The organism is Micromonospora sp. NPDC002575 (assembly GCF_042889525.1).
GTDB classification, from domain to species: Bacteria; Actinomycetota; Actinomycetes; order Mycobacteriales; family Micromonosporaceae; genus Micromonospora; species Micromonospora carbonacea.
In genome coordinates this window covers 55,604-81,231 of the sequence record NZ_JBIARA010000011.1, presented here as the reverse complement: position 1 = coordinate 81,231, position 25,628 = coordinate 55,604, and the positions used below count along the sequence as shown (strand labels likewise).

2 protein-coding genes are annotated in these 25,628 nt (G+C 76.5%); both read right to left on the bottom strand.

The window, feature by feature from the left end; genetic code table 11:
• Nucleotides 1-52 precede the first annotated feature (52 nt).
• On the bottom strand, nt 53-14,356 hold the full coding sequence (locus tag ACFYWL_RS17980) for a type I polyketide synthase (RefSeq protein ID WP_386973853.1): 14,304 nt from the start codon (nt 14,354-14,356) through the stop codon (nt 53-55).
• Between the two features lie 43 nt (nt 14,357-14,399).
• Entirely contained in the window at nt 14,400-25,622 is an 11,223-nt protein-coding gene (locus tag ACFYWL_RS17975; protein WP_386973850.1) for a type I polyketide synthase, read from the bottom strand.
• Nucleotides 25,623-25,628 lie beyond the last annotated feature (6 nt).

Sequence of the window (25,628 nt, the reverse complement as noted above, 5' to 3'; positions counted from 1 at the left end):
CTTGTGTTGACCCGTCGACCCGTGTTGGCCCGTCACCCCGGCAGCGTTCATGTCAGGACACCCCCAGCTCCCGGTCGATGAAGTCGAAGACCTCGTCGGGGGTGGCGTCCTGGAGCTTCTCGGCGACGGTGTCCCCGCCCGCGCCCGCCGGGGCGTCGTCGGCGTTGAGGGAGGCCAGCAGCGCCCGCAGGCGCTCGGTGATCCGGATCCGGGCGCTGCGGTCCGGTGCCGAGCCGGTGAGCGCCGCCTCCAGCCTGTCCAGCTCGCCGAAGACCGGTGCGACGGCGACCACCCCGCCGTCGACGACCGCCGCGCGCACGTACTCGGCGAGGCCGGCTGCGGTCGGGTAGTCGAAGACGACCGTGGCGGGCAGCCGGACGCCGGTCGCCGCGGTGAGCCGGTTGCGCAGCTCCACGGCGGTCAGCGAGTCGAAGCCGAGCTCCCGGAACGCCCGGTCGGGTTCGACGGCGTCCATCGAGGCGTGGCCGAGCACGGCGGCGGCCTGGCCGCGTACCAGGTCGAGGAGGGTTTTCCGCTGCTCGGCGTCGGTCTGCCCGGCCAGCAGCGCGGCGAGGGACTCGGCGTCCGTGCCGGCGTCGTCGGCCCGCGCGGCGGCGGCCTGCTGCGCCTCGGCGATGCCGGCGAGCAGCGGGCTGGGCCGGACGGCGACGAAGCCGGGCACGTACCGGGCCCAGTCGATGTCGGCCACCAGCGTCGCCGGCTCCCGCCGGGCCACGCAGTGGGCGAGCGCGGCGAGCGCGGGGGCGGTGTCGAGGCGGGCGACGCCGGTGCGGCGGCGACGCTCCTCCACGGCCGGGTCGGCGGCGGCCATCCCGCCGGCCGCCCACGGCCCCCAGGCGATCGACGTGGCCGGCAGCCCCTGCCGGCGCCGCTGCTCGGCAAGCGCGTCGAGGTACGCGTTCGCGGCGGCGTAGCTGCCCTGCCCGGCCGCGCCGAGCTGCCCGGCCATGGCGGAGAACAGCACGAACGCGCGCAGCTCCCGGCCGACGGTCAGCTCGTGCAGGTGCAGCGCGCCGAGCACCTTGGGCCGCAGCACGGTGGCGATCCGGTCGGCGGTGAGCCCGTCGAGGACCCCGTCGTCGAGGACGCCGGCCGCGTGCACGACGGCGGTCAGCGGCGCGTCGGCGGGCACCTCGGCGAGCAGCTTCGCCAGGGCGGCCCGGTCGGCGACGTCGCAGGCGGCGACGGTGACCCGCGTGCCCGCCCCGGTCAGTTCCCGGGCCAGCTCGGCGGCGCCCGGGGCGTCGACGCCCCGGCGGCTGACCAGCAGCAGGTGCTCGGCGCCCCGGGCGGCCAGCCAGCGGGCCACCTCCGCGCCGAGGGCCCCGGTGCCGCCCGTGACGAGGGTGGTGCCCCGGTGGTCGGGTTCGTCGACGGCGGGGGCCCCGGCGGGGGCCCGGACCAGCCGGCGGACGAGGATCGTGGCCCCGTCGACGGCAATCTGGTCCTCGCCGTCGAGGCCGGCGAGGGCGGCGCAGAGCAGGTCCCAGCCGTGGTCGTCCAGGGTGGCCGGCACGTCGACCAGGCCGCCCCACCGCTCGGGGTGTTCCAGGGCGACGACCCGGCCGAGGCCCCACAGCAGCGACTGCTCCGGCCGGTCCACCGTCCCGCCCCGGGTGGTGCCGGCCGCGCCGCGGGTGACGCACCACAGCGGTGCGGCCACGTCGAGGTCGCCGAGGGCCTGGATCAGGGCGAGGGACCGGGCGAGGAACGGCGGCACCGGCTGGGTGTCGTCGACCGCGCCGTCGGCGAGGGCGAGCAGCGACAGCACCCCGTCGGCGGGGGCCCGCCCGCCGTCTGCGTCGCCGGTCGCGGCGGCCAGGTGCGCGGCGACGGCAGCCCGGTCGGTCAGCTCCTCGGGGAGCAGCACCAGCCGCACGTCGGCGCCCCGGCGGGTCAGCTCGGCGACGGCCGTCTCGCCCTCCCCCGCGTGACGCTCGTCGGCGACGACCCACCAGGCGCCGGAGAGGAAGCTGACGGGCGTGCCGGTGTACGGCTGCCAGACGGCGCGGTAGCGCAGGTCGTCCAGGGCGGAACGCTCGCGCTGCTGCCGCCGCCAGGAGGCGAGCACCGGCAGGGCCGCGCCGAGCCGTTCGAGGGAGTCGGCGGCGTCCTGCGCGGTGAGCTCCGCGAGCGCGGCCAGGTCCTCCCGCTCGACGGCCGCCCAGAACGCGGAGTCGACGCCGTTCGGGGCCTCCTCCGCGCCGGCCAGCTCGGCCTTCGTGGGCCAGAACCGATCCCGGTCGAACGCGTACGTGGGCAGCGGCACCACGTCGGCCTCGGCGAGGACCTTCCTGAGGTCGACGGGCAGGCCGATCGCGTGCGCGGTGGCGAGGTTGGTCAGCAGCCGGGCCGGATCGTCGTCGCCCCGGCGCAGGCTGCCGAGGGTGTGGCCGGTTGCCCCGGCGTCGTCGAGGATCGCCGTGACCGGCATCGTCAGCACCGGGTGCGGGCTGATCTCGATGAATGTGGTGTGCCCGGCCGCGAGCGCGACCCGGACGGCCGCGTCGAACTGGACGGTCTGCCGCAGGTTGTCGTACCAGTAGTCGGCCGTCATGCTCCCCGGCTCAACCCAGTCACCCGTCAACGTCGACACGAGCCTGATCCGGCCCGCCTGCGGGGCGACGTCGGCAAGGTCGGCGCGCAGCCGCTCCGCCACCTCCTGCACCGATGGCGAGTGCGACGCGTAGTCCACCGGGATCAACCGGGCCCGCACCCCGTCGTCCTGACACGCCTGCACCAGGTCCGCGACAGGCTGCGGCGGACCCGACACCACCACCGTCGCCGGGCCGTTCACCGCCGCCACGCCCACACCCGGGAACCCCGCGAGGCGGGCGGTGACCGCCTCGGCCGACAGGTCCACCGACGCCATCGCACCAGTCCCCCGCAACACCGCAAGCGCCCGCGACCGCAGGGCGACCGTCTTCGCCGCATCGTCCAGGGACAGAATGCCCGCCACGCACGCCGCGCCGATCTCACCCTGCGAGTGCCCGATCACCGCCTGCGGCGACACGCCCGCCTGCTCCCACACCGCGGCCAGGGCGACGCCCACGGCCCACAGGACCGGCTGCACCACCTCCACCCGCTCCAGCCACGACTCATCCCCGCCCGTCAACACCGACACGAGATCCACGTCAAGGTAGGGAGCGAGGGCACGCTGACACTCCGCCAGGCGCGCGTCGAACACCGGCGCACGGCCCACCAGACCGGCGGCCATCCCCGCCGACTGCGCACCCTGACCCGGGAACACGAACACCGGGCCCGAACCATGACCCGACGCCACGCCACTGACCACACCGCCCGCCGGAGCGCCTGCGGCGAGCGCGTCCAGACCGGCGAGAAGTTCCTCCACACCCGACCCGACCACGGCGGCCCGCTGGTCGAACGTGGACCGGGTCGTCGCCAGGGACCAACCGACCACCGCCGGCTCCAGGTCGCCGTGGTCGCGCAGGTGCCGGGCGAGGCGGGCCGCCTGGCCGGCGAGGGCCGCCCGCGACCGGGCCGACACCGGCCACACCGTCACGTCGGCGTCGATCAGGCCCGGACCAGCCGGGTCGCCGGTTTCGGGGGCCTCGACGGCGGAGGGCAGGGCGTCGGGGAGTTCGAGGATGACGTGGGCGTTGGTGCCGGAGATCCCGAACGACGACACCGCCGACCGCCGCGGCCGGTCCACCACCGGCCACGGACGCGCCTCGGTGACCAGATCCACCGCGCCCGCCGACCAGTCGATGTGCGGCGACGGCGCGTCCACGTGCAGCGTCGCCGGAACAACACCCTCCTGCATGGCGAGGACCATCTTGATGACCCCGGCGACGCCGGCCGCCGCCTGCGTGTGGCCGATGTTCGACTTCACCGACCCCAACAACAGCGGCGTCTCCCGCCCCTGCCCATAGGTCGCCAGCAGCGCCTGCGCCTCGATCGGGTCACCGAGGGTGGTGCCCGTGCCGTGCGCCTCCACCACGTCCACGTCCACCGGGGACAACCCCGCCGACGCCAGGGCCTGCCGGATCACCCGCTGCTGCGACGGACCGTTCGGCGCGGTCAACCCGTTCGACGCGCCGTCCTGGTTCACCGCGCTGCCCCGCACCACCGCCAGGACCCGGTGACCGTTACGCAGAGCGTCCGACAGCCGCTCCACCAGGAGCACCCCGACGCCCTCGCCCCAGCCGGTGCCGTCCGCCCCGGCCGCGAACGCCTTGCACCGGCCGTCGGCGGCCAGCCCGCGCTGGCGGGAGAACTCCACGAACAGCCCCGGCGTCGCCATCACGGTGACGCCGCCGGCCAGGGCGAGGTCGCACTCGCCGCGCCGCAGCGCCTGCGCCGCCAGGTGCAACGCGACGAGGGACGACGAACACGCCGTGTCCACTGACACCGCCGGCCCCTCCAACCCCAACGCGTACGCCACCCGACCCGACACCACACTCGCCGCGTTCCCGGTGCCCGCGAAGCCCTCGACCTCGTCCACGGCCACCATCAGCAGGGCCCCATAGTCCTGGCCATTCGTGCCGACGAACACCCCTGTTCGCGAACCCCGCAACCCCGCCGGATCAACCCCTGCCCGCTCCACCGCCTCCCACGACGCCTCCAGCAACAACCGCTGCTGCGGGTCCATCGCCATCGCCTCACGGGGCGAAATGCCGAAGAAAGCCGCATCGAAGTCCGCCGCCTCGTACAGGAAGGCCCCGCTGCGGACGTAGGAGGTGCCGGAGGAATAGGGGTCGGGGTCGTACAGCCGGTCGATGTCCCAGCCCCGGTCGCCGGGCAGGTCGGACACGGCGTCGCGGCCGGCGTGCAGCATCTGCCAGAACCGTTCGGGGTCGACGGCGCCGCCGGGGAACCGGCAGGACATGGCGACGATGGCGACGGGCTCGTCGTCGGTGAGCGGCACCGACGCGGTGTGCGCCGCCGCTTCGGCCCCGCCGCCGAGTTCCTCGTGCAGGTGCCGGGCGAGGACGGTGGGGGTGGGGTAGTCGAAGACGAGGGTCACCGGCAGGCGCAGCCCGGTGGCGGTGGCGAGCCGGTTGCGCAGCTCCACGGCGGTCACCGAGTCGAAGCCGAGGTCCCGAAACGCGTGGTGCGGGTCGACGGCGTCGCCGCCGGCGTACTTGAGGACGGTGGCCGCCTGGCCGCGCACCAGGTCGAGCAGCGCGGCCCGGCGCTCGTCGGCGCTCATCCGGCCGAACGCGGCGGCGGGGCCGGCCTCGTCGGTCTCCTTCGCCTCGGCGAGGCCCTTGCTGGCGGCGAGCTGCTGCGCCTCGGGGATCTCGGCGATCAGCGGGCCGGGCCGGGTGGCGGTGAACGCGACGTAGAACCGGTCCCAGGCGATGTGGGAGATGGTCAGGAACGTCTCGTCGTGCTCGACGGCCTGGTGCAGCGCGGCGACGGCGAGCCGGGGGTGCATCTCGGGCGCGCCGTGGCGGTGCAGCATCCGGCCGAAGTCGCCCTCGGCCATGCCGCCGCCGCCCCAGGCGCCCCAGCCGATGGAGGTGGCGGGCAGGCCGAGGCCACGCCGGTGTTCGGCGAGGGCGTTGAGGAACGCGTTGCCGGGGGCGTAGTTGCCGACGCCGGAGCTGCCGACGGTGCCGGCCATGGAGGAGAACAGCACGAACGCGTCGAGGTCGTGGTCGCGGGTCAGCTCGTGCAGGTTGAGCGCGGCGGTGACCTTGGCGCTGAGCGCGTAGTCGACCTGGTCGAGGGTGAGCGAGTCGATGACCGAGTCGTCGAGGACGGCGGCGGTGTGCACGACGGCGGTGAGCGGGTGTTCGGCCGGCAGGTCGGCGATGACGGCGGCGAGGGCGTCGCGGTCGGCGGCGTCGCAGGCGGCCACGGTGACCCGCGCGCCGAGCCCGGTCAGCTCGGCCTCCAGCTCGGCGATGCCGTCGGCCTGCCGGCCGCGCCGGCTGAGCAGCACCAGGTGGGACGCGCCGTTGGCGGCGAGCCACCGGGCCATGTGCCCGCCGAGGGCCCCGGTGCCGCCGGTGACGAGGGCGGTGCCGGAGGGCCGCCAGTCGCGGGTGGCGGGCGCGTCGCCGAGCGGGGCGCGCAGCAGCCGCCGGCCGAACGCGCCGGCCCGGCGCAGGGCCACCTGGTCCTCCCCGTCCGTGCCGGCGAGGACGCGGGCGAGGCGGCGGCCGGTGGTGTCGTCGGGGTCGGCGGGCAGGTCGACGAGGCCGCCCCAGCGGTCGGGGTGTTCGAGGGCGGCGACCCGGCCGAAGCCCCAGGCGAGCTGCTGCCCGGGGTGCGGCAGCGGGTCGGCGGGGTCGGTGGAGACCGCGCCGCAGGTCAGCGCCCACAGCGGGGCGCGGACGCCCGCGTCGCCAAGGGCCTGGGTGAGGGTGACGGTGGCGGCGAAGCCGACGGGCACGTGGCGGTGGGTGGGCGTGGGCGTCTCGTCGAGGGCGAGCAGGGAGACGATCCCGGCGGCGGGGTGGGCGGCGGCGAGGTCGCGCAGCCGGGCCCCGAGGGCGGCACGATCGGTCCGGTCGGCGGCCAGGGCCACGGGTACGACGGTCGCGCCGCGCCGGGTGAGGGCGTCGCGGGTGAACGCGGCCAGCCCGGCGCCAGCCCGCTGTCCGGCGGCAGTGCCGGTGCCGGTGTCGTCGGTGCCGGTGCCGGTGCCCGCGTCGTCGGTGCCGGTGCCGGTGTCGTCCGGGCCGGTGACCAGCCACCAGGTGCCGGCGAGGGCGGGCTCGTCGCCGCCGTCCGCGCCGACGGGCAGCCAGGCGTCGCGGTACCGCCACGAGTCGATGGTGGCCTGGTCGCGGTGCCGGCGTCGCCAGGCGGCGAGGGCGGGCAGCACGTCGGCGAACGCCGCCTCGGGCACGGTGCCGCCATCGGTGGCGTCGGCCAGTTCGGCGGTGAGCGCGGTCAGGTCCCCGTTCTCGACGGCGGCCCAGAACCGGGCGTCGGACTCACCCTCGGTGGCCGGGCCGGTGGCCGGGGCGGCGGTGGTGGTGGCGGGCTGCGGCCAGTAGAGCTGCCGCTGGAACGGGTACGTGGGCAGGTCGCGGCGGCGCGCGGGCAGCCCGGCGTACGCGGGTCGCCAGTCGACGGGCGTACCCCCGGTGAAGACCTCGGCGGCGGCCCGGTGGAACCGGCCGAGGTCGCCCTCGTTGCGCCGCAGGGTGCCGGTGACGGTGACCGCGCCCGGGTCGGCGGCGGCCAGCTCGACGCTCTCCTGCACGGCCATGGTGAGCACCGGGTGGGCGCTGACCTCGACGAACGTCTGGTAGCCGGCGGCGACGAGGCTGCGCACCGCCTCGTCGAAGCGGACGGTCTGCCGCAGGTTGCGGTACCAGTAGTCGGCGTCGAGGCTCGTGGTGTCGAGCCAGTCGCCGGTCACCGTGGACCGGAACCGGATCTCGCCGGTGCGGGGGGTCAGGCCGGCGAGCAGGTCGACCAGTTGCTCGCGCAGCGGCTCGACGTGCGCCGAGTGGGAGGCGTAGTCGACGGGCACCCGGCGGACCCGGGTCCCGCGCGCCTCGTAGTGGGCGACGAGTTCGTCGAGGGCGGCGGAGTCGCCGGAGACGACGACGGAGGTGGGGCCGTTGACGGCGGCGAGCGCGACGCGGCCGTCCCAGCGGGTGATGGTGGCGGTGGCCTCGTCGGCGGTGGTGGCGACGGAGACCATGCCGCCGTCGCCGGCGATGCCGGCGATGATCCGGCTGCGCAGGGCGACCACGGCCGCCGCGTCGTCGAGGGTGAGGGCCCCGGCGACGTACGCGGCGGCGATCTCGCCCTGCGAGTGGCCGACGACGGCGGCGGGGCTGACCCCGTACGACTGCCAGAGGGCGGCGAGGGAGACGCCGACGGCGAACAGGGTGGGCTGGACGACGTCGACGCGCTCCAGGGACGGCGCGTCGGGCGCGCCGCGTACCACGTCGACGGGCGACCAGTCGACGTACGGGCGCAGGGCCTCGGCGCAGGCGGCGAACGTGTCGGCGAACACGGGGGCGGTGTCGAGGAGTTCGGCGGCCATCCCGACCCACTGGGAGCCCTGGCCGGGGAAGACGAAGGCCACCTCGCCGGGCGTACCGGTGCCGGTGACGGTGTCCGGGGCGGGGTGTCCGGCGGCGAGCGCGCCCAGCGCGGCGGTCAGGCCGGCGCGGTCGGCGGCGAGGACGACGGCCCGGTGGTCGTGGGCGGCGCGGGTGTCCACCAGGGACCAGCCGACGTCGGCGAGCGCGTCGTCGGCGACGGTGTCGAGGTGGGCGGCGAGGTCGCGGGCGCGGGCGGCGAGGGCGTCGGCGGTGCGCCCGGACAGCACCCAGGGCAGCTCCCGTGCCGGCGCGGCGGCCCGCTCCTCGGCGATCTCCTCCTCGGGGGCCTGTTCGAGGATGGTGTGCACGTTGGTGCCGCTGATGCCGAACGAGGAGACGCCGGCGCGGCGGACGCCGTCGGCGGGCTCCCACGGGCGGGCCTCGGTGAGCAGCGCGACGTGGCCGGCGGACCAGTCGACGTGCGGGGTGGGCTCGTCGACGTGCAGCGTGGGCGGCAGCACCCCGTGCCGCATAGCCAGGACCATCTTGATGACCCCGGCGACGCCGGCGGCGGCCTGGGTGTGGCCGATGTTCGACTTGATGGAGCCCAGCCACAGGGGACGGTCGGCGGGCCGGTCCTGCCCGTACGTGGCCAGCAGCGCCTGCGCCTCGATCGGGTCGCCGAGGGTGGTGCCGGTGCCGTGCGCCTCGACGGCGTCGACCTGGTCGGCGGTGAGGCCGGCGTTGGCGAGGGCCTGCCGGATGACCCGCTGCTGGGCGGGCCCGTTGGGGGCGGTCAGCCCGTTGGACGCCCCGTCCTGGTTGACGGCGCTGCCTCGCACGACGGCGAGGACGGGGTTGCCGTCGCGGCGGGCGTCGGAGAGCCGCTGGAGCACCAGCAGGCCGACGCCCTCGCCCCAGCCGGTGCCGTCGGCGGCCCCGGCGAACGGCTTGCACCGGCCGTCGGCGGCCAGCCCGCGCTGGCGGGAGAAGCCGACAAAGATGCCGGGGGTGGCCATGACGGTGGCGCCGCCGGCGAGGGCGAGGTCGCACTCCCCCGCCTGGAGGGCCTGGGCGGCGAGGTGCAGGGCGACCAGCGACGACGAGCAGGCGGTGTCGACGGTGACGGCCGGGCCGTGCAGCCCGAAGGTGTACGACAGCCGACCGGAGATGACGCTCGCGGAGGTGCCGGTGGCGAGGTAGTTCTCGTCGACGTCCCCGGCGGCCATCAGCAGCGAGCCGTAGTCCTGGCCGTTGGTGCCGACGTACACGCCGGTGCGGCTGCCGCGCAGCGCGGTCGGGTCGATCCGGGCCCGCTCGAACGCCTCCCAGGTGGCCTCCAGCAGCAGCCGCTGCTGCGGGTCCATGGCGAGGGCCTCGCGGGGGCTGATGCCGAAGAACGCGGGGTCGAACTCGCCGGCCCCGGCGACGAAGCCGCCCTCCCGCACGTAGCTGGTGCCGAGGTGCTCGGGGTCGGGGTGGTACAGCTCGGCAATGTTCCAGCCGCGCTCGCCGGGCATCAGGGTCATCGCGTCGGTGCCGTCGGCGAGGAGGTCCCACAGTTGTTCCGGCGAGCTGACCCCGCCGGGGAACCGGCAGCTCATCGCGACGATGGCGACGGGCTCGCGGTGGGTGTCGGCACCGGCGGCGACGACGTCGCCGGGGGTGTCGCCGGGCAGCCGGTTGGTCAGCCCGTGCAGGTGGGCGGCCAGCTCGGCGACGGTGGGGTGGTCGAAGACGAGGGTGGCGGGCAGGGTCATGCCCGTCTCGGCGGTGAGCCGGTTGCGCAGCTCGACGGCGGTGAGCGAGTCGAAGCCGAGGTCGCGGAAGGTGCGGTCGGGCAGCGGCTGCCCCGCCGGGTAGCCGAGCACCACGGCGGCCTGGGTGCGGACCAGTTCGGTGAGCTGCGGCAGGGACCGGCCGACGACGACGGCCCGGACGGTGCCGCTCGCCACGGCGGGCACCCCGGGCAGGGCCGCGATCAGCGGGTTCGGCCGCCCCCAGGACGCGGCGAGGCGTCCCCAGTCGACGTCGGCGACGGTGACGGCCGGCCCGGCGGCGTTGACGACCCGGCCGAGGGCGGCGACGGCCTCGGCGGCGGGCAACGGGTTGATGCCGCCCCGGGTGAGCCGGGCGGTGAGCGCGGCGGTGGCGGCGGCCATGCCGTCGGCGGCCCAGGCTCCCCAGGCGACGGCGGTGGCGGGCAGCCCCTGGGCGTGCCGCCACGCGGCGAACGCGTCGAGGTAGGCGTTGGCCGCCGCGTAGTTGCCCTGCCCGGCGCTGCCGACGACCCCGGCGAGGGAGGAGAACAGCACGAACGCGTCGAGGTCCCGGCCGGCGGTGGCGTCGTGCAGCACCCGGGCGGCGGTGGCCTTGCCGGCGAGGACGGCCTGCATCCGGGCCGGGTCGAGGCCGTCGAGGACGCCGTCGTCGACGACCCCGGCGGTGTGCACGACGGCGGTGAGCGCGGGCAGCCCGCCGACAAGCGCGGCGACCGCCCCGGCGTCGGTGACGTCGCAGGCGACGACCCGCACCGCCCCGGCCAGCTCCTCGATCAGCTCGGCGGCACCGGGAGCGTCCGGGCCCCGCCGGGACGCGAGGACCACCTCGGCAGCCCCGTTCGCCAGCAACCACCGGGCCGTGTGCCGACCCAACGCACCCGTGCCACCGGTCACCAGCACCGTCCCCGACGGACGCCACCCCGACCCGACCGGCGCAGCGGCGGGCACGAGCCGCCGGCCGAAGACGCCCTGCGGGCGGATCGCCACCTGGTCGTGGCCGGCGTCGGCGAGGACGGCGAGCAGGGCGTCCCCGCTCGCCCGGTCGAGCCGGTCGTCGCCAATGCCGCCGCCGGCGCCGGGCAGGTCGACGAGGCCGCCCCAGCGGTCGGGCTGTTCGAGGGCGATCACCCGGCCGAGGCCCCAGGCCGCCGCCGCCGACGGGTCGGCGACGCGCTCGCCGCCGCCGACGCAGACCGCGCCCCGGGTGAGGCACCACAGCCGGCCGGTCAGGCCGGTGTCGGCGAGCGCCTGGGCGAGGGTGAGCAGCAGCGCGGTGCCGGCGGGCACGGCGGGGGCGTCCGGCAGCGGCGCGTCCCGCTCGGGCAGCAGGCACACCACCCCGGCCCACTCCGGCTCCCCGAGCCGCCGCAGCGCCTCCCCCAGCTCCCCCCGCCCGACCGAGCCACCGACCCCGAGCACCCCGACCTGCGCCCCGCCCCGGCGGAGCGCCTCCACCACCCCGCGATCTTGCAGTTGCGGCCCCGACAAAAGCCCCGTTCCACCCGTTTCGGGGGCCCCAACTGCAAGATCGGCGGGGAGGGTGGGGGTGACGACCAGCCAGCGGCCCGTCAGGGACCGGGCGGGGGCCGGGCGGACGGGGTGCCAGGCGACGCGGTACGTCCAGGCGTCCAGCGCGGCGTCACGCTGGCGGGCCCGCCGCCACGACGACAGCACCGGTACGGCGGGGGCGAGCGCCTCAATCGCGGCGGGATCGTCCTGCACGGCCAGGTGGGACGCCACCTCCGTCAGGTCGCCCCGCTCGACGGCGGCCCAGAAGTCACCCTCGGCTCCGGCGGCGTGGACGGCCTGCGCGGCGGCGACCGCGCCGCCCTCGGGCCAGAACCGCTGGTGCTGGAACGCGTACGTGGGCAGGTCCACCCGGGACGCCCCCGTGTCGGCGAACCACGGCCGCCACCCCACCGGCACCCCGTTGACGTGCAACTCCGCCAGGGCAGCCAGCAGACCCGACACCTCCGGCCGATCCCGACGCTGAGCCGCCACCGCCAGCACGTCCCCGCCGCCGGACACGGCGTCCGCCGTCAGCGCCGTCAACACACTCTGCGGGCCCACCTCCAGGAACGTGTCCACCCCCGCAGAGCGCAACACCGCCACCCCATCGGCGAACCGCACCGCCTCCCGGACGTGCCGCACCCAGTAGTCGACACTGCGAACCTCGTCGGGATCGGCCAACGCCCCCGTCACGTTCGACACCAACGGCAACACCGGCACAGAGAACGTCAACCGCGACAGGACCGCCCGGAACCTGTCCAGCATCGGCTCCATCAGGGGGCTGTGGAAAGCGTGACTCACCGCCAACCGGCGGGTCCGCACGCCCCGACCCCGCCACACCTGCTCCACCACGTCGAGAGCGTCCACCGCACCCGACACCACGACGGACTCAGGACCGTTGACGGCGGCGATCCCCACCCGGCCGGTCAGCCCGTCCAGCGACGACAGCACGTCGGCCTCGGCCGCGTTGACGGCCAGCATCCCGCCCCCGGCCGGCAACGCCTGCATCAGGCGGCCCCGCGCCGCCACCAGGGCACACGCATGCTCCAGGGACAACACCCCCGCCACATGCGCCGCCGCGATCTCACCGACCGAATGACCACCCACGAAATCCGGCACGATCCCGAAGGACTCCACCAGACGGAACAGGGCCACCTCGACCGCGAACAACCCCGCCTGCGTGAACACCGTCGAATCCAACAGCCCCGCCTCGGCGGAACCCTCCGAGGCGAACAACACCGACTTCAATGGCTGCGGCAACCCACGGTCCAGGTGACCGCACACCTCGTCCAGCGCCGACGCGAACACCGGGAACGCGGCGTACAACTCCCGACCCATGCCCGCACGCTGCGCCCCCTGACCGGAGAAGAGAACGGCGAGGTGGCCGCGCGAGGTGGCCGTACCGGACAGGACGTTGCCGGCCGGGGTGCCGGCGGCGAGGGCGCGCAGCCCGGCGAGCAGGTCGTCGCGGCCCGTGGCCGTCACCACGGCCCGGCTGTCCAGCGCGGCGCGGGCGGTGGCCGACGACCAGGCCACGTCCAGGGGACGCGCGTCGGGGTCGGCGTCCAGCCGGGCGACCCAGCGGCCCGCCTGCGCGGCGAGGGCGGCGTCGGTGCGGGCGGACAGCAGCACCGGCACGGCGGGGAGCGCCCGCGCGGCGGGGGCGGGCTCGGCCGCGACCTCGGGCTCGGGGGCCTGCTCGATGATGGTGTGGGCGTTGGTGCCGGAGACGCCGAACGACGACACGGCGGCCCGGCGCGGCCGGTCCACGGCCGGCCACGGCCGCGCCTCGGTGGCGAGTTCCACGGCGCCGGCGGTCCAGTCGATGTGCTGCGACGGCGCGTCGACGTGCAGGGTGGGCGGCACGACGCCGTGTCGGATGGCCTGCACCATCTTGATCACACCGGCGACGCCTGCGGCGGCCTGGGTGTGGCCGATGTTCGACTTGACCGACCCCAGCAGCAGGGGCGTCTGGCGGTCCTGCCCGTACGTGGCGAGCAGCGCCTGCGCCTCGATCGGGTCGCCGAGCCGGGTGCCGGTGCCGTGCGCCTCGACCACGTCCACGTCCACCGGCGACAGGCGCGCCGAGGCGAGGGCCTGGCGGATGACGCGCACCTGGGAGGGGCCGTGCGGGGCGGACAGGCCGTTGGACGCGCCGTCGGAGTTGACGGCGCTGCCCCGCACGACGGCGAGGATCGGGTACCCGTGGCGTCGGGCGTCGGAGAGCCGGGCGAGCAGCAGCATGCCGACGCCCTCCGACCAGGAGGTGCCGTCGGCGGCGGCGGCGAACGCCTTGCACCGGCCGTCGGCGGCCAGCCCGCGCTGCCGGCTGAAGCCGACGAAGACCGCCGGGGTGGGCATGACGGTCACGCCGCCGGCCAACGCCAGCTCGCAGTCGCCGTTGCGCAGCCCCTGCGCGGCGAGGTGGATCGCGACGAGCGACGACGAGCAGGCGGTGTCGACGGTGACGGCCGGCCCTTCGAGGCCGAGCGTGTACGCGACGCGGCCGGAGATGACGCTGGTGGCGTTGCCGGTGAGCAGGTGTCCCTCGCCGTTCTCGGCCTGCGCCATGATCCCGTCGTAGCCGTGGGAGGCGGCGCCGACGAACACGCCGGTGCGGCTGCCGCGCATGGTGGCCACGGGCAGGCCGGCGCGCTCGAACGACTCCCACGCGGTCTCCAGCAGCAGCCGCTGCTGCGGGTCCATCGCGAGGGCCTCGCGGGGGCTGATGCCGAACAGGTCGGCGTCGAAGTCGGCGGCGTCGTAGACGAAGCCGCCCTCGGAGACGTAGCTGGTGCCGGGGTGGTCGGGGTCGGGGTGGAACAGCCGGTCGAGGTCCCAGCCCCGGTCGGCGGGGAACGGGCCGATGCCGTCCCCGCCGTCGCGGACGAGGTCCCAGAGCTGCTCGGGCGAGGCGACCCCGCCGGGGTAGCGGCAGCTCATCGCCACGATGGCGATGGGTTCGCCGTCGCGGGCCTCCAGCTCCCGCAGCCGACGCCGGGTGCGCCGCAGCTCCGAGGTCGTACGCTTCAGGTACTCGACGTACTTCTCGTCCTCGTTGCTCACCGTGGACCCACCTCACTCGGCATGCCGTGGTCGTTGCGGCTGGTCACGACGTCTCCAGCTCGCGGTCGATCAGGTCGAAGATGTTGTCGGCGGTGGCCGACTCCAGGTCGTCGTCGCCCGCGTCGGACTGCCGCTCGGCCAGCCGGTCCAGCAGGCCGTGCAGCCGGTCGGTGATGCGGCGGAACTCGTCGTCGGCCGGGTCGAGACCGGCGAGGGCCGCCTCGATGCGGTCGAGGTCCAGACCGGCCCCGCCCGACGCGCCGCCCCCGGCCCCGTCGGTGCCGGCCCCGGACCCCGCCGCCGGGGCGAGCTGGTCGGCGAGGTGCGCGGCGAGCGCCGCCGGCGTCGGATTGTCGAAGACGAGGGTGGCGGGCAGCCGCAGCCCGGTGGCCGCCCCGAGCCGGTTGCGCAGCTCCACGGCGGTCAGCGAGTCGAAGCCGAGTTCGCGGAAGGCGCGGGTCGGCTCGATGCCGGCCGGGTCGCCGTGACCGAGGACGACGGCGACGTTCGACAGCACCAGGTCGCGCAGGGCGCGTACCCGCTTGTCGGCGGTGAGGCCGGCGAGCCGCGCGGCGTACGCCTGCCCGTCGGGGGCCTCACCGGCGGCGGCCCGGCGGCCGGCGGCGCGGACCAGCCCGGTCAGCAGCGGGTGCACGGGCGCGCCCGGCGCGGCGACCCCGGTGCTGATCTTCGCGGGCATCAGCACGGCCCGCTCGGACCGCCAGGCGGCGTCGAACAGGGCAAGGGCCTCGTCGTTGGACAGGGCGGCCATGCCGCCCCGGTCGAGGCGGCGGATGTCGGCGGCGTCGAGGTGCCCGGTCATGCCGCTGGCCTGCGCCCACCGGCCCCAGGTGAGGGAGACCGCCGGCAGGCCGAGGGCCCGCCGGTGCTCGGCGAGGGCGTCGAGGAACGCGTTGCCGGCGGCGTAGTTGCCCTGCCCCGGGCCGCCGAACACCCCGGCGGCGGCGGAGAACAGCACGAACGCGGTCAGCTCGTGGCCGGTCGTGGCATTGTGCAGGTTCCAGGCGGCGTCGACCTTCGGCCGCAGCACCGCGGCGAGCCGGTCGGGGGTGAGCGATTCGACGGTGGCGTCGTCGAGGACGCCGGCCGCGTGCACGACGGCCCGCAGCGGGTGCCGGGCGTCCACCAGGGACAGCACGTCGGCGACGGCGTCGGGGTCGGCCAGGTCGGCGGCGACGATCGACACGTCCGCGCCGAGCGCCTTGAGGTCGGCCAGCAGCGCGTCGGCGCCCTCGGCGTCGGGGCCGCGCCGGCTGACCAGCAGGAGCTGCCGGGCGTCGTGGGCGGTGACCAGGTGCCGGCAGAGCAGCGCGCCGAGGGTGCCGGTCGCGCCGGAGACGAGGACGGTGCCGTCGAGGCGGGGCGGCTGCGGGATGCTCAGGGCGAGCTTGCCGACGTGCCGGGCCTGGCTGAGGAAGCGGAACGCCTCCGGGGCGCGCCGGACGTCCCAGTCGCGGCGGGGCAGCGGGCGCAGCGCGCCGGTGGCGAACAGCGCGACCAGCTCGGCGAGCATCTCGCCGATCTTGTCCTGGCCGGCCTCGATGAGGTCGAACACCTGGTAGCTGACGCCGGGGTGGTCGGCGGCGACCCGCTGGGGGTCCCGCTTGTCGGTCTTGCCCATCTCGACGAACCGGCCGCCGGGAGCGAGCAGCCGCAGCGAAGCGTCCACGTACTCGCCGCTGAGCGCGTTGAGCACCACGTCGACGCCGCGCCCGCCGGTGCGGTCGCGGAACGCGTCGACGAAGTCGAGGCTGCGGGAGGAGGCGACGTGGTCGTCGTCGAAGCCGGTGGCGCGCAGCGCCGGCCACTTGCCGGGGCTGGCCGTGCCGTAGACCTCCGCGCCGACGTGGCGGGCGATCTGCACGGCGGCCATGCCGACGCCGCCGGCCGCCGCGTGCACCAGCACGGACTCGCCGGCGTCGAGGCGGGCCAGCTCCACCAGGCCGTACCAGGCGGTGAGGAAGACCACCGGCACGGCGGCGGCCTCCGCGTACGACCAGCCGTCGGGGATGCGGGTGACGAGGCGGTGGTCGGTGACGGCGACGCTGGCGAACGAGCCGGAGAACAGGCCCATCACCCGGTCGCCGGGGGCCACGCCGGTGACGCCGGGGCCGACGTCGAGCACCACGCCCGCGCCCTCGTTGCCCAGCACCTCCTGGTCGGGGACCATGCCGAGGGTCAGCACCACGTCCCGGAAGTTGAGGCCGGAGGCGCGCATCGCGACCCGTACCTGCCCGGCCGGCAGCGCTTCGGTGACCTCGGGGCAGGGCAGCACGGCCAGGTTCTCCAGGGTGCCCTTCTCGGTGACGTCAAGCCGCCACGGCACGTCGTCGCCGGGCAGGGCCAGCGTGCCGGCGTCGCGGGCCCGCACCAGCCGGGGCACGAGCAGCGCGCCGTCGCGCACGGCGACCTGCGGTTCGGCGGAGGCGACGGCCGCCGGGACGGCCGCGAGGCAGCCGGCGTCGCCGTCGACGTCCAGCAGCGTGAACCGGCCGGGGTGCTCGGCCTGCGCCGAGCGGACCAGCCCCCACAGGGCGGCGCGCGCCAGGTCGCGGGGGGCCTCGCCGGGGGCCGCGCCGACCGCCCCGGCGGTGCGCAGCACCAGGCGGGACCGCTCCAGGCGGGGCTCGGCGAGCCAACCCTGCACGAGCGCGAGGGCGTCCCGGGCCGCGTCGTGCGCGGCGTCGCCGGCCCGCGCCGGGTCCGCGCCGGCCCACTGCGCGACCACCACATCGGGTACGTCGCCGCAGCGCTCGACCTCGGCGGCGAGGGCGGCCAGGTCGGCGTGGGCGGTCACGGGGTGCCCGGCGTCGGCCAGCACGGCGGCGAGGCCGGACGGGTCGTCGCCGAGCAGCGCCCAGCGGGCGCCGCCCGTCGCGTCGGCGCGCTCCGGCGGCGTCTGCTCCAGCGGCGTCCAGTCGAGGTGGAACAGGCAGTTGCGGCGCAGGGCGGCGGCCTCGTCGGCCCGGCCGGCGGCGACCGGACGGAACGTCAGCGACTCGACGGTGGCGACGGGCTGCCCGGCGGTGTCGGCGAGCGTGACGGCGAGGGTGTCGGGGCCGAGGGGACGCAGCCGCACCCGCAGCCGGGTCGCCCCGTGGGCGTGCAGGCCGACAGCGCGGAACGCGAACGGCATCCAGCCGGTGCCGGCGGTGTCGCCGTCGGCGGCCACGTCGCCGTCGCGGCTGCCGTCGCCGAGCAGCCCGGCGAGGCCGCTGGCCTGGAGCGCCGCGTCGAACAGGGCGGGATGCAGGCCGAACCGGGGCGCGTCGGCGGCCACCGCGTCGGGCAGGGCCACCTCGGCGTACGCCTCGTCGACGCCGCGCCACACCCGGCGCAGGCCCCGGAAGGCCGGGCCGTAGCCGAGCCCGCCGCCGGCCATCTCCGCGTACCAGGCGTCGAGGTCCGCGTCGACCTCGACGGCGTCGGCGGGCGGCCACTCCCCCGGCACGACCAGCGGGGTGGGGAGCTGCGGCAGCAGCAGGCCCTCGGCGTGCCGGGTCCACTCGCCGTCGCCGTCGCCCTCGGGTCGGGAGTGCACGGTGACGGTCCGCTCGCCGGTGCCGCTGGGCGCGCCGACGCGCACCTGCACCTGCACGGCCCCGGCCGGCGGGAGGGTGAGCGGGCTGATCAGCGTGAGGTCGCCGACCTGACCGGCGTCGACCTCGTCGCCGGCCCGGACGACCATGTCGACGATCCCGGTCCCGGGGACGATCACCGCCCCGCCGACGGCATGGTCCACGAGCCACGGGTGGGTACGCACCGACAGCCGGCCGGTGAGCACGACCGTCTGGTCGTCGGCGACGGGAATCGCGGCGCTGAGCAGCGGGTGCCCGGCGTCCTGGAGGCCGGCGGAGCCGACGTCCCGGACCTGGTGCGCGGGCGGCTCCAGCCAGTACCGGTGGTGGTCGAACGCGTACGTGGGCAGCGGCACCACGTCGGCCTGGGCGAGGACCTTCGTCAGGTCGACGGGCAGGCCGATGGCGTGCGCGGTGGCGAGGTTGGTCAGCAGCCGGGTCGGGTCGTCGTCGCCCCGGCGCAGGCTGCCGAGGGTGTGGCCGGTTGCCCCGGCGTCGTCGAGGATCGCCGTGACCGGCATCGTCAGCACCGGGTGCGGGGAGATCTCCACGAACATGGTGTGCCCGGCCGCGAGCGCGACCCGGACGGCCGCGTCGAACTGCACCGTCTGCCGCAGGTTGTCGTACCAGTAGTCGGCCGTCATGCTCCCCGGCTCGACCCAGTCACCCGTCAACGTCGACACGAGCCGGGTGTGACCGGGCTGCGGAGTGACGTCGACCAGATCGGCACGCAGCCGCTCCGCCACCTCCTGCACCGACGGGGAGTGCGACGCGTAGTCCACCGGGATCAACCGCGCCCGGATTCCCTCGTCCTGACACGCCTGCACGAGGTCCGCGACGGGCTGCGGCGGACCCGAGACGACCACCGTCGACGGGCCGTTCACCGCCGCCACACCCACACCCGGGAACCCCGCGAGGCGGGCGGTGACCGCCTCGGCGGGCAGGTCCACCGACGCCATCGCACCAGTCCCCCGCAACACCGCAAGCGCCCGCGACCGCAGGGCGACCGTCTTCGCCGCGTCCTCCAGGGACAAAGTGCCCGCGACGCAGGCGGCGCCGATCTCGCCCTGCGAGTGGCCGATCACCGCCTGCGGCACCACGCCCGCGTGCTCCCACACCGCGGCCAGGGCGACGCCCACGGCCCACAGGACCGGCTGCACCACCTCCACCCGCTCCAACCACGACTCGTCATCCCCGGTCAGCACCGACACGAGATCCACGTCGAGGTACGGGGCAAGGGCACGCTGACACTCGGCCAGGCGGGCGTCGAACACCGGCGCACGACCCACCAGACCGGCGGCCATCCCCGCCGACTGCGCACCCTGACCCGGGAACACGAACACCGGACCCGGACCATGACCCGACGCCACACCCGACACCACGTTGCCCGCCGGAGCGCCTGCGGCAAGCGCGTCCAGACCGGCGAGAAGTTCCTCCACGCCCGACCCGACCACCACGGCCCGCTGGTCGAACGTCGACCGGGTCGTCGCCAGGGACCAACCGACCACCGCCGGGTCCACGTCGCCGTGCTCCCGCACGTACGCGGCCAACCGGGCCGCCTGACCGGCCAGCGCCGCCTTCGACCGCGCCGACACCGGCCACACCGTCACGTCGGCGGCGAGCAGCCCGGGGACGCCGGTGGCGGTCGGGGCGGCGGACTCGTCGCCCTGCTCGACGATGACGTGGGCGTTGGTGCCGGACATGCCGAACGAGGAGACGGCTGCCCTCCTCGGCCGGCCCGCCCCGGGCCACGGGGTGGCCTCGGTGACCAGCTCCACGGCTCCGGCCGTCCAGTCGATGTGCCCGGACGGGGCGTCCACGTGCAGGGTTGCGGGCACGGTCCCGTGCCGCATGGCCTGCACCATCTTGATGATCCCGGCGACGCCGGCGGCGGCCTGGGTGTGGCCGATGTTCGACTTGATCGACCCGAGCAGCAGCGGCGCGGCGTCGCCCCGGTCCTGGCCGTAGGTCGCCAGGAGCGCCTGTGCCTCGATCGGGTCGCCCAGGGTGGTGCCCGTGCCGTGCGCCTCCACCACGTCCACGTCCACCGGGGACAGCCCCGCCGACGCGAGGGCCTGCCGGATCACCCGCTGCTGCGACGGACCGTTCGGCGCCGTCAGGCCGTTCGACGCGCCGTCCTGGTTGACGGCGGAGCCGCGCACCACCGCGAGAACCGTGTGACCGTTACGCCGGGCGTCCGACAGCCGCTCGACGAGCAGCACTCCGACGCCCTCACCCCACCCGGTGCCGTCGGCCGCCTCGGCGAACGCCTTGCACCGGCCGTCGGCGGCCAGGGCCCGCTGGCGGGAGAACTCGGCGAAGGTGGCGGGGGTGGTCATCACGGTGACGCCGCCGGCCAGCGCGAGATCGCACTCGCCCCGGCGCAGCGCCTGCACCGCCAGGTGCAACGCGACGAGGGACGACGAACACGCCGTGTCCACCGACACCGCCGGCCCCTCCAACCCCAACGCGTACGCCACCCGACCCGACACCACGCTCGCCGCGTTGCCGGTGCCCGCGAAGCCCTCCGCAGCATCGGCGGACATCATCAACAGGGCCCCATAGTCCTGGCCGTTGGTGCCGACGAACACCCCTGTTCGCGAACCCCGCAACCCCGCCGGATCAACCCCTGCCCGCTCCACCGCCTCCCACGACGCCTCCAGCAACAACCGCTGCTGCGGGTCCATCGCCGCGGCCTCGCGCGGGGAGATGCCGAAGAAGCCGGGGTCGAAGTCGGCGGCGTCGTGCAGGAAGCCGCCCTGGTCGGCGTAGCTGGTGCCGGGGGTGGCGGGGTCGGGGTCGAAGAGCCGGTCGAGGTCCCAGCCCCGGTTGGTGGGGAAGTCGCCGATGGCGTCGACGCCGTCGGCGACGAGCCGCCAGAGCTGGTCGGGGTCGGCGATGCCGCCGGGGTAGCGGCAGGCCATGCCGACGATGGCGACCGGGTCGTCGCCGTCCACGGTGGGCGCGGCGGCGGCCGGAGTGGGGTCGGCGGCGTCGCCGAGGAGGCCGCCGAGCAGGAAGCGGGCCAGCACGATCGGGCTGGGGTGGTCGAAGACGACGGTGGTGGGCAGGGCCTGCCCGGTGGCGGCGGCGAGCCGGTTGCGCAGCTCCACGGCGGTGAGCGAGTCGAAGCCGAGGTCCCGGAACGCGGTGGTGACGCCGATGGCGGCGGGCCCGCCGTCGTGGCCGAGGACGTCGGCGGCGTGGTCGCGGATCAGGTCGGCGAGGGTCTCCTCGCGGCGGGCCGGGGTGAGCCCGGCGAGCCGGCGGCGCAGGGTCGCGGCCGGGCCGTCGTCGCCGTCGTCCGTGGGCGCGCCGCCGTCGAGGGCGGCCTTCGCCTCGGGTACGCCCTCCAGCAGGGGCCGCCGCCGGGCGGAGGCGTACGCGGGGGCGAACCGGGTCCAGTCGACGTCGGCGACGGTGAGGGTGACGTCGTCGTGGTCGAGGGCCTGCGCGAGCGCGCCCATGGCGACGGCGGGGTCCATGGCCGGTACGCCCCGGCGGCGCAGCTGCTGGTCGGAGTCGGCCCCGTGCATGCCGCCGTCGGCCCAGGGGCCCCAGGCGATGGCGGTGCCGGCGAGCCCGTCGGCGCGGCGCTGCTGCACGAGCGCGTCGAGGTAGGCGTTGCCGGCGGCGTAGCCGGCCTGGCCGGCGCTGCCCCAGGTGGCGGCGATGGACGAGTAGACGACGAAGGCGTCGAGGTCCCGGTCGGCGAGCAGGTCGTGCAGGTGGGTCGCGCCGGCGGTCTTGCCGCCGGTCACCTCGGCCAGTTCGGCGGCGGTGACCTCGGCGAGGGGGGTGGTCTGGGCGACGCCGGCGGTGTGCACGACGGTGCGCACGGGCGGGCCGTCGGCCTCGACGCGGCGCAGCAGGTCGGCGAGGGCGGCCCGGTCGGCGATGTCGCAGGCGGCGACGGTGACCCGGGCGCCGAGGGCGGCGAGTTCGGCTTCGAGGTCGGCGGCGGCGGGGGCGGCGGGGCCGCGCCGGCTGACGAGGACGACGTGTTCGGCGCCGGCGGCGGCGAGCCAGCGGGCGGCGCGCGCGCCGAGGCCGCCGGTGCCGCCGGTGATCAGGGCGGTGCCGGTGGGCGTGTAGCGGCGGGCCGGGGTGCGGTCGCCGAGGGCGGCGCGGACGAGGCGGCGGGCGAAGACGCCGGGGCCGCGTACGGCGAGCTGGTCCTCGCCGGTCGTGCCGGTGAGGATCGCGGCGAGCCGGCCGGCGGCGCGGGCGTCGGGTCGGGTGGGCAGGTCGACGAGGCCGCCCCAGCGGTGGGGGGCCTCGACGCTGACGACCCGGCCGAGGCCCCAGACGGCGGCCTGGGCGGGCTCGGCGAGCCGGTCGTACGCGGCGGCGGCGACGGCGCCCCGGGTGACCAGCCACAGCGGGGCGTCGTGGCCGGCGTCGCCGAGGGCCTGGGTGAGGGCGAGGGTGGCGGCGAGGCCGGGCAGGGCGGCGGCGTCGGCCGATGGTGCCCAGGCGAGCAGGGAGACGACCCCGGCGAGCGGGGTGTCACCGAGGGCGGCGGCGAGGGCGGCGCGGTCGGCGTCGGGGGCGACGGTCAGCGGCAGCGGGTCGGCACCGGCGTCGGTGAGCGCGGCGCGGACGGCGGTCACGGCCGGGTCGTCGGCGAGGCCGGCGGGGAGCGCGAGGAGCCAGGTGCCGGCGAGCCGGCCGGGGGTGAGTTCGGCGGTGACCTGCCATTCGGCGCGGTACCGCCAGCCGTCGAGGACGGTGTGTTCCTGCCGCTGCCGCCGCCAGTCGGCGAGGGCGGGCAGCAGGGCGCGCAGGGAGTCGGCGGTGGCGTCGTCGAGGTGGAGGGTGTCGCGCAGGGCGTCGAGGTCGGCGCGTTCGACGGCGTCCCAGAAGCGGTGGTCGAGCGGCCCGGTGCCGGTGGCGGGGTCGGCGGGGGCCTCGGCGGGCACCCAGTAGTGCTGCCGCTCGAACGGGTAGGTGGGCAGGTCGACGAGGCGGCCGGGCCGGTCGGCGAGGACGTCGGCCCAGCGGACGCCGGTGCCGGCGACGTGCAGGTGGGCGAGCGCGGCGAGCAGGGCGCGGCGTTCGGGGCGGTCGCGGCGCAGCGCGGGCACGACGGCGGCGGGGGCGACGTCGGGGGCGGTGGCGACGGTGGGGAGGGTCGCCTCGACGGCGGCGGCGAGGACGGCGTCGGGGCCGACCTCGACGAAGGTGCCGACGCCGTGGGCGCGCAGGGTGCGTACGCCGTCGGCGAAGCGGACCGCCTCGCGCACGTGCCGCACCCAGTAGTCCGCAGTACGGATCGCCACCGGATCGACCAGCTCACCGGTCACGTTCGACACGACCGGCAGGGCCGGCGCACGCAGATCCAGCCCCGCGACGACGGCCGCGAACCCGGCCAGCATCGGCTCCATCAGCGGGCTGTGGAACGCGTGGCTGACGGTCAGCCGCCGCGTCTTCACCCCACGGGAGGCCCACAGCCCGGCCACCTCGTCCACGGCCGCCTCCGCACCGGAGACGACCACGGCGGCCGGACCATTCACCGCGGCGATCCCGACCGGGCCGGTCACCCCGACGAGGGACTCGACCACCGATGCCTCGTCAGCGGCGACGGCGAGCATCGCCCCGCCGGCCGGCAACGCCTGCATCAGCCGACCCCGGGCCGCGACCAGCGCCGCCGCGTCGGCGAGGGTGAACACCCCGGCGACGTGCGCCGCGACGACCTCCCCGATCGAGTGGCCGGCGACGAGGTCCGGGGCGATCCCGAAGGAGCCGAGCAGCCGGTGCAGCGCCACCTCGACCGCGAACAGCCCGGCCTGGGTGAACACCGTCTGGTCCAGCAGCGCCGCCTCGGGCGTACCGGCGTCGGCGAACAGCACCTCCCGCAACGGCCGAGGCAGATGCGCGTCGAGCGCCCCGCACACCTCGTCCAGGGCCTGCGCGAACACCGGGAACGCGGCGGCCAGCTCCCGACCCATCCCGGCACGCTGGGCGCCCTGGCCGGAGTAGAGGAACGCGACGGCGCCGCGTTCGGCGGCGGACCCGGTGACGAGGCCGGGGGCGGGCCGGTCGTCGGCGAGGGCGGTCAGGGCGGCGAGCAGCCCGTCGGTGTCGTCGGCGAGGACGACGGCCCGGTGCTCCAGGGGGCTGCGGGAGGCCACCGAGGACCAGGCGACGTCGGCGGGGTGGGGGGCGGCGTCGGCGACGTACCGGGACCACTGCTCGGCCTGGCGGCGCAGCGCGGCCCGGGTGCGGCCGGTGAGCAGCACGGGCGCGGGCGGTTCGGGCCGGTCGGCGGCGGTCGCGGCGGCGGCCTCGGGCTGTTCGAGGATGAGGTGGGTGTTGGTGCCGCTCATCCCGAACGAGGAGACGGCGGCCCGGCGGGGCCGGTCCACGGCGGGCCACGGGGTGGGCTCGGTGACGAGGGTGACCGCGCCGGCGGCCCAGTCGACGTGCGGGGTGGGCGCGTCGACGTGCAGGGTGGCGGGCACGGTGCCGTGCCGCATCGCCATGACCATCTTGATGATGCCGGCGATGCCGGCGGCGGCCTGGCTGTGGCCGAGGTTGGACTTGATCGAGCCGAGCAGCAGCGGCGCGGCGTCGCCCCGGTCCTGGCCGTAGGTGGCGAGCAGAGCCTGGGCCTCGATGGGGTCGCCGAGGGTGGTGCCGGTGCCGTGGGCCTCGACGACGTCGACGAGGTCGGGGGTGAGCTTCGCGCCGGCCAGGGCCTGCCGGATGACCCGCTGCTGGGCGGGGCCGTTGGGGGCGGTGAGCCCGTTGGACGCGCCGTCGGAGTTGACGGCGGAGCTGCGGATGATCCCGAGGACGGGGTGGCCGTTGCGGCGGGCGTCGCTGAGGCGTTCGAGCAGCAGCATGCCGACGCCCTCGGACCAGCCGGTGCCGTCGGCGGCGGCGGCGAACGACTTGCACCGCCCGTCGGCGGCGAGCCCGCGCTGGCGGGAGAACTCGACGAACGGGCCGGGGGTGGCCAGCACGGTCGCGCCGCCGGCGAGGGCGAGGCCGCACTCGCGCTGGCGCAGGGCCTGGCAGGCGAGGTGGACGGCGACCGACGACGACGAGCAGGCGGTGTCGACGGTGACGGTGGGCCCCTCCAGGCCGAAGGTGTAGGCGAGCCGGCCGGAGACGACGCTGGCGGCGGAGCCGGTGAGGACGTAGCCCTCGACGCCGGGGGCGCGGTGCAGCACGGCGGCGTAGTCCTGGCCGGAGGTGCCGACGAACGCGCCGGTGCGGCTGCCGCGCAGGGACAGCGGGGCGATGCCGGCGCGTTCGAACAGCTCCCAGGTGACCTCCAGCAGCAGCCGCTGCTGGGGGTCCATGGCGAGGGCCTCGCGGGGGCTGATGCCGAACAGGGCGGCGTCGAAGCGCCCGGCGTCGTAGAGGAAGCCTCCGGCGGCGGTGTACGAGGTGCCGGGGTTGTCGGGGTCGGGGTGGTGCAGCCGGTCGAGGTCCCAGCCCCGGTCGGTGGGGAACTCGCCGATGGCGTCGCCGCCGGCGGAGACGAAGTCCCACAGCGCCTCGGGTGAGGTGATGCCGCCGGGGTAGCGGCAGCTCATCGCGACGATGGCGACCGGCTCGGACTCCTCGGCGGTGACCTCGCGCAGCCGCTGGCGGGTCTGGTGCAGCTCGGCGATGACCCGCGTGAGGTACTCGCGCAGCCTCTCTTCGTCCGCCATGGTTGA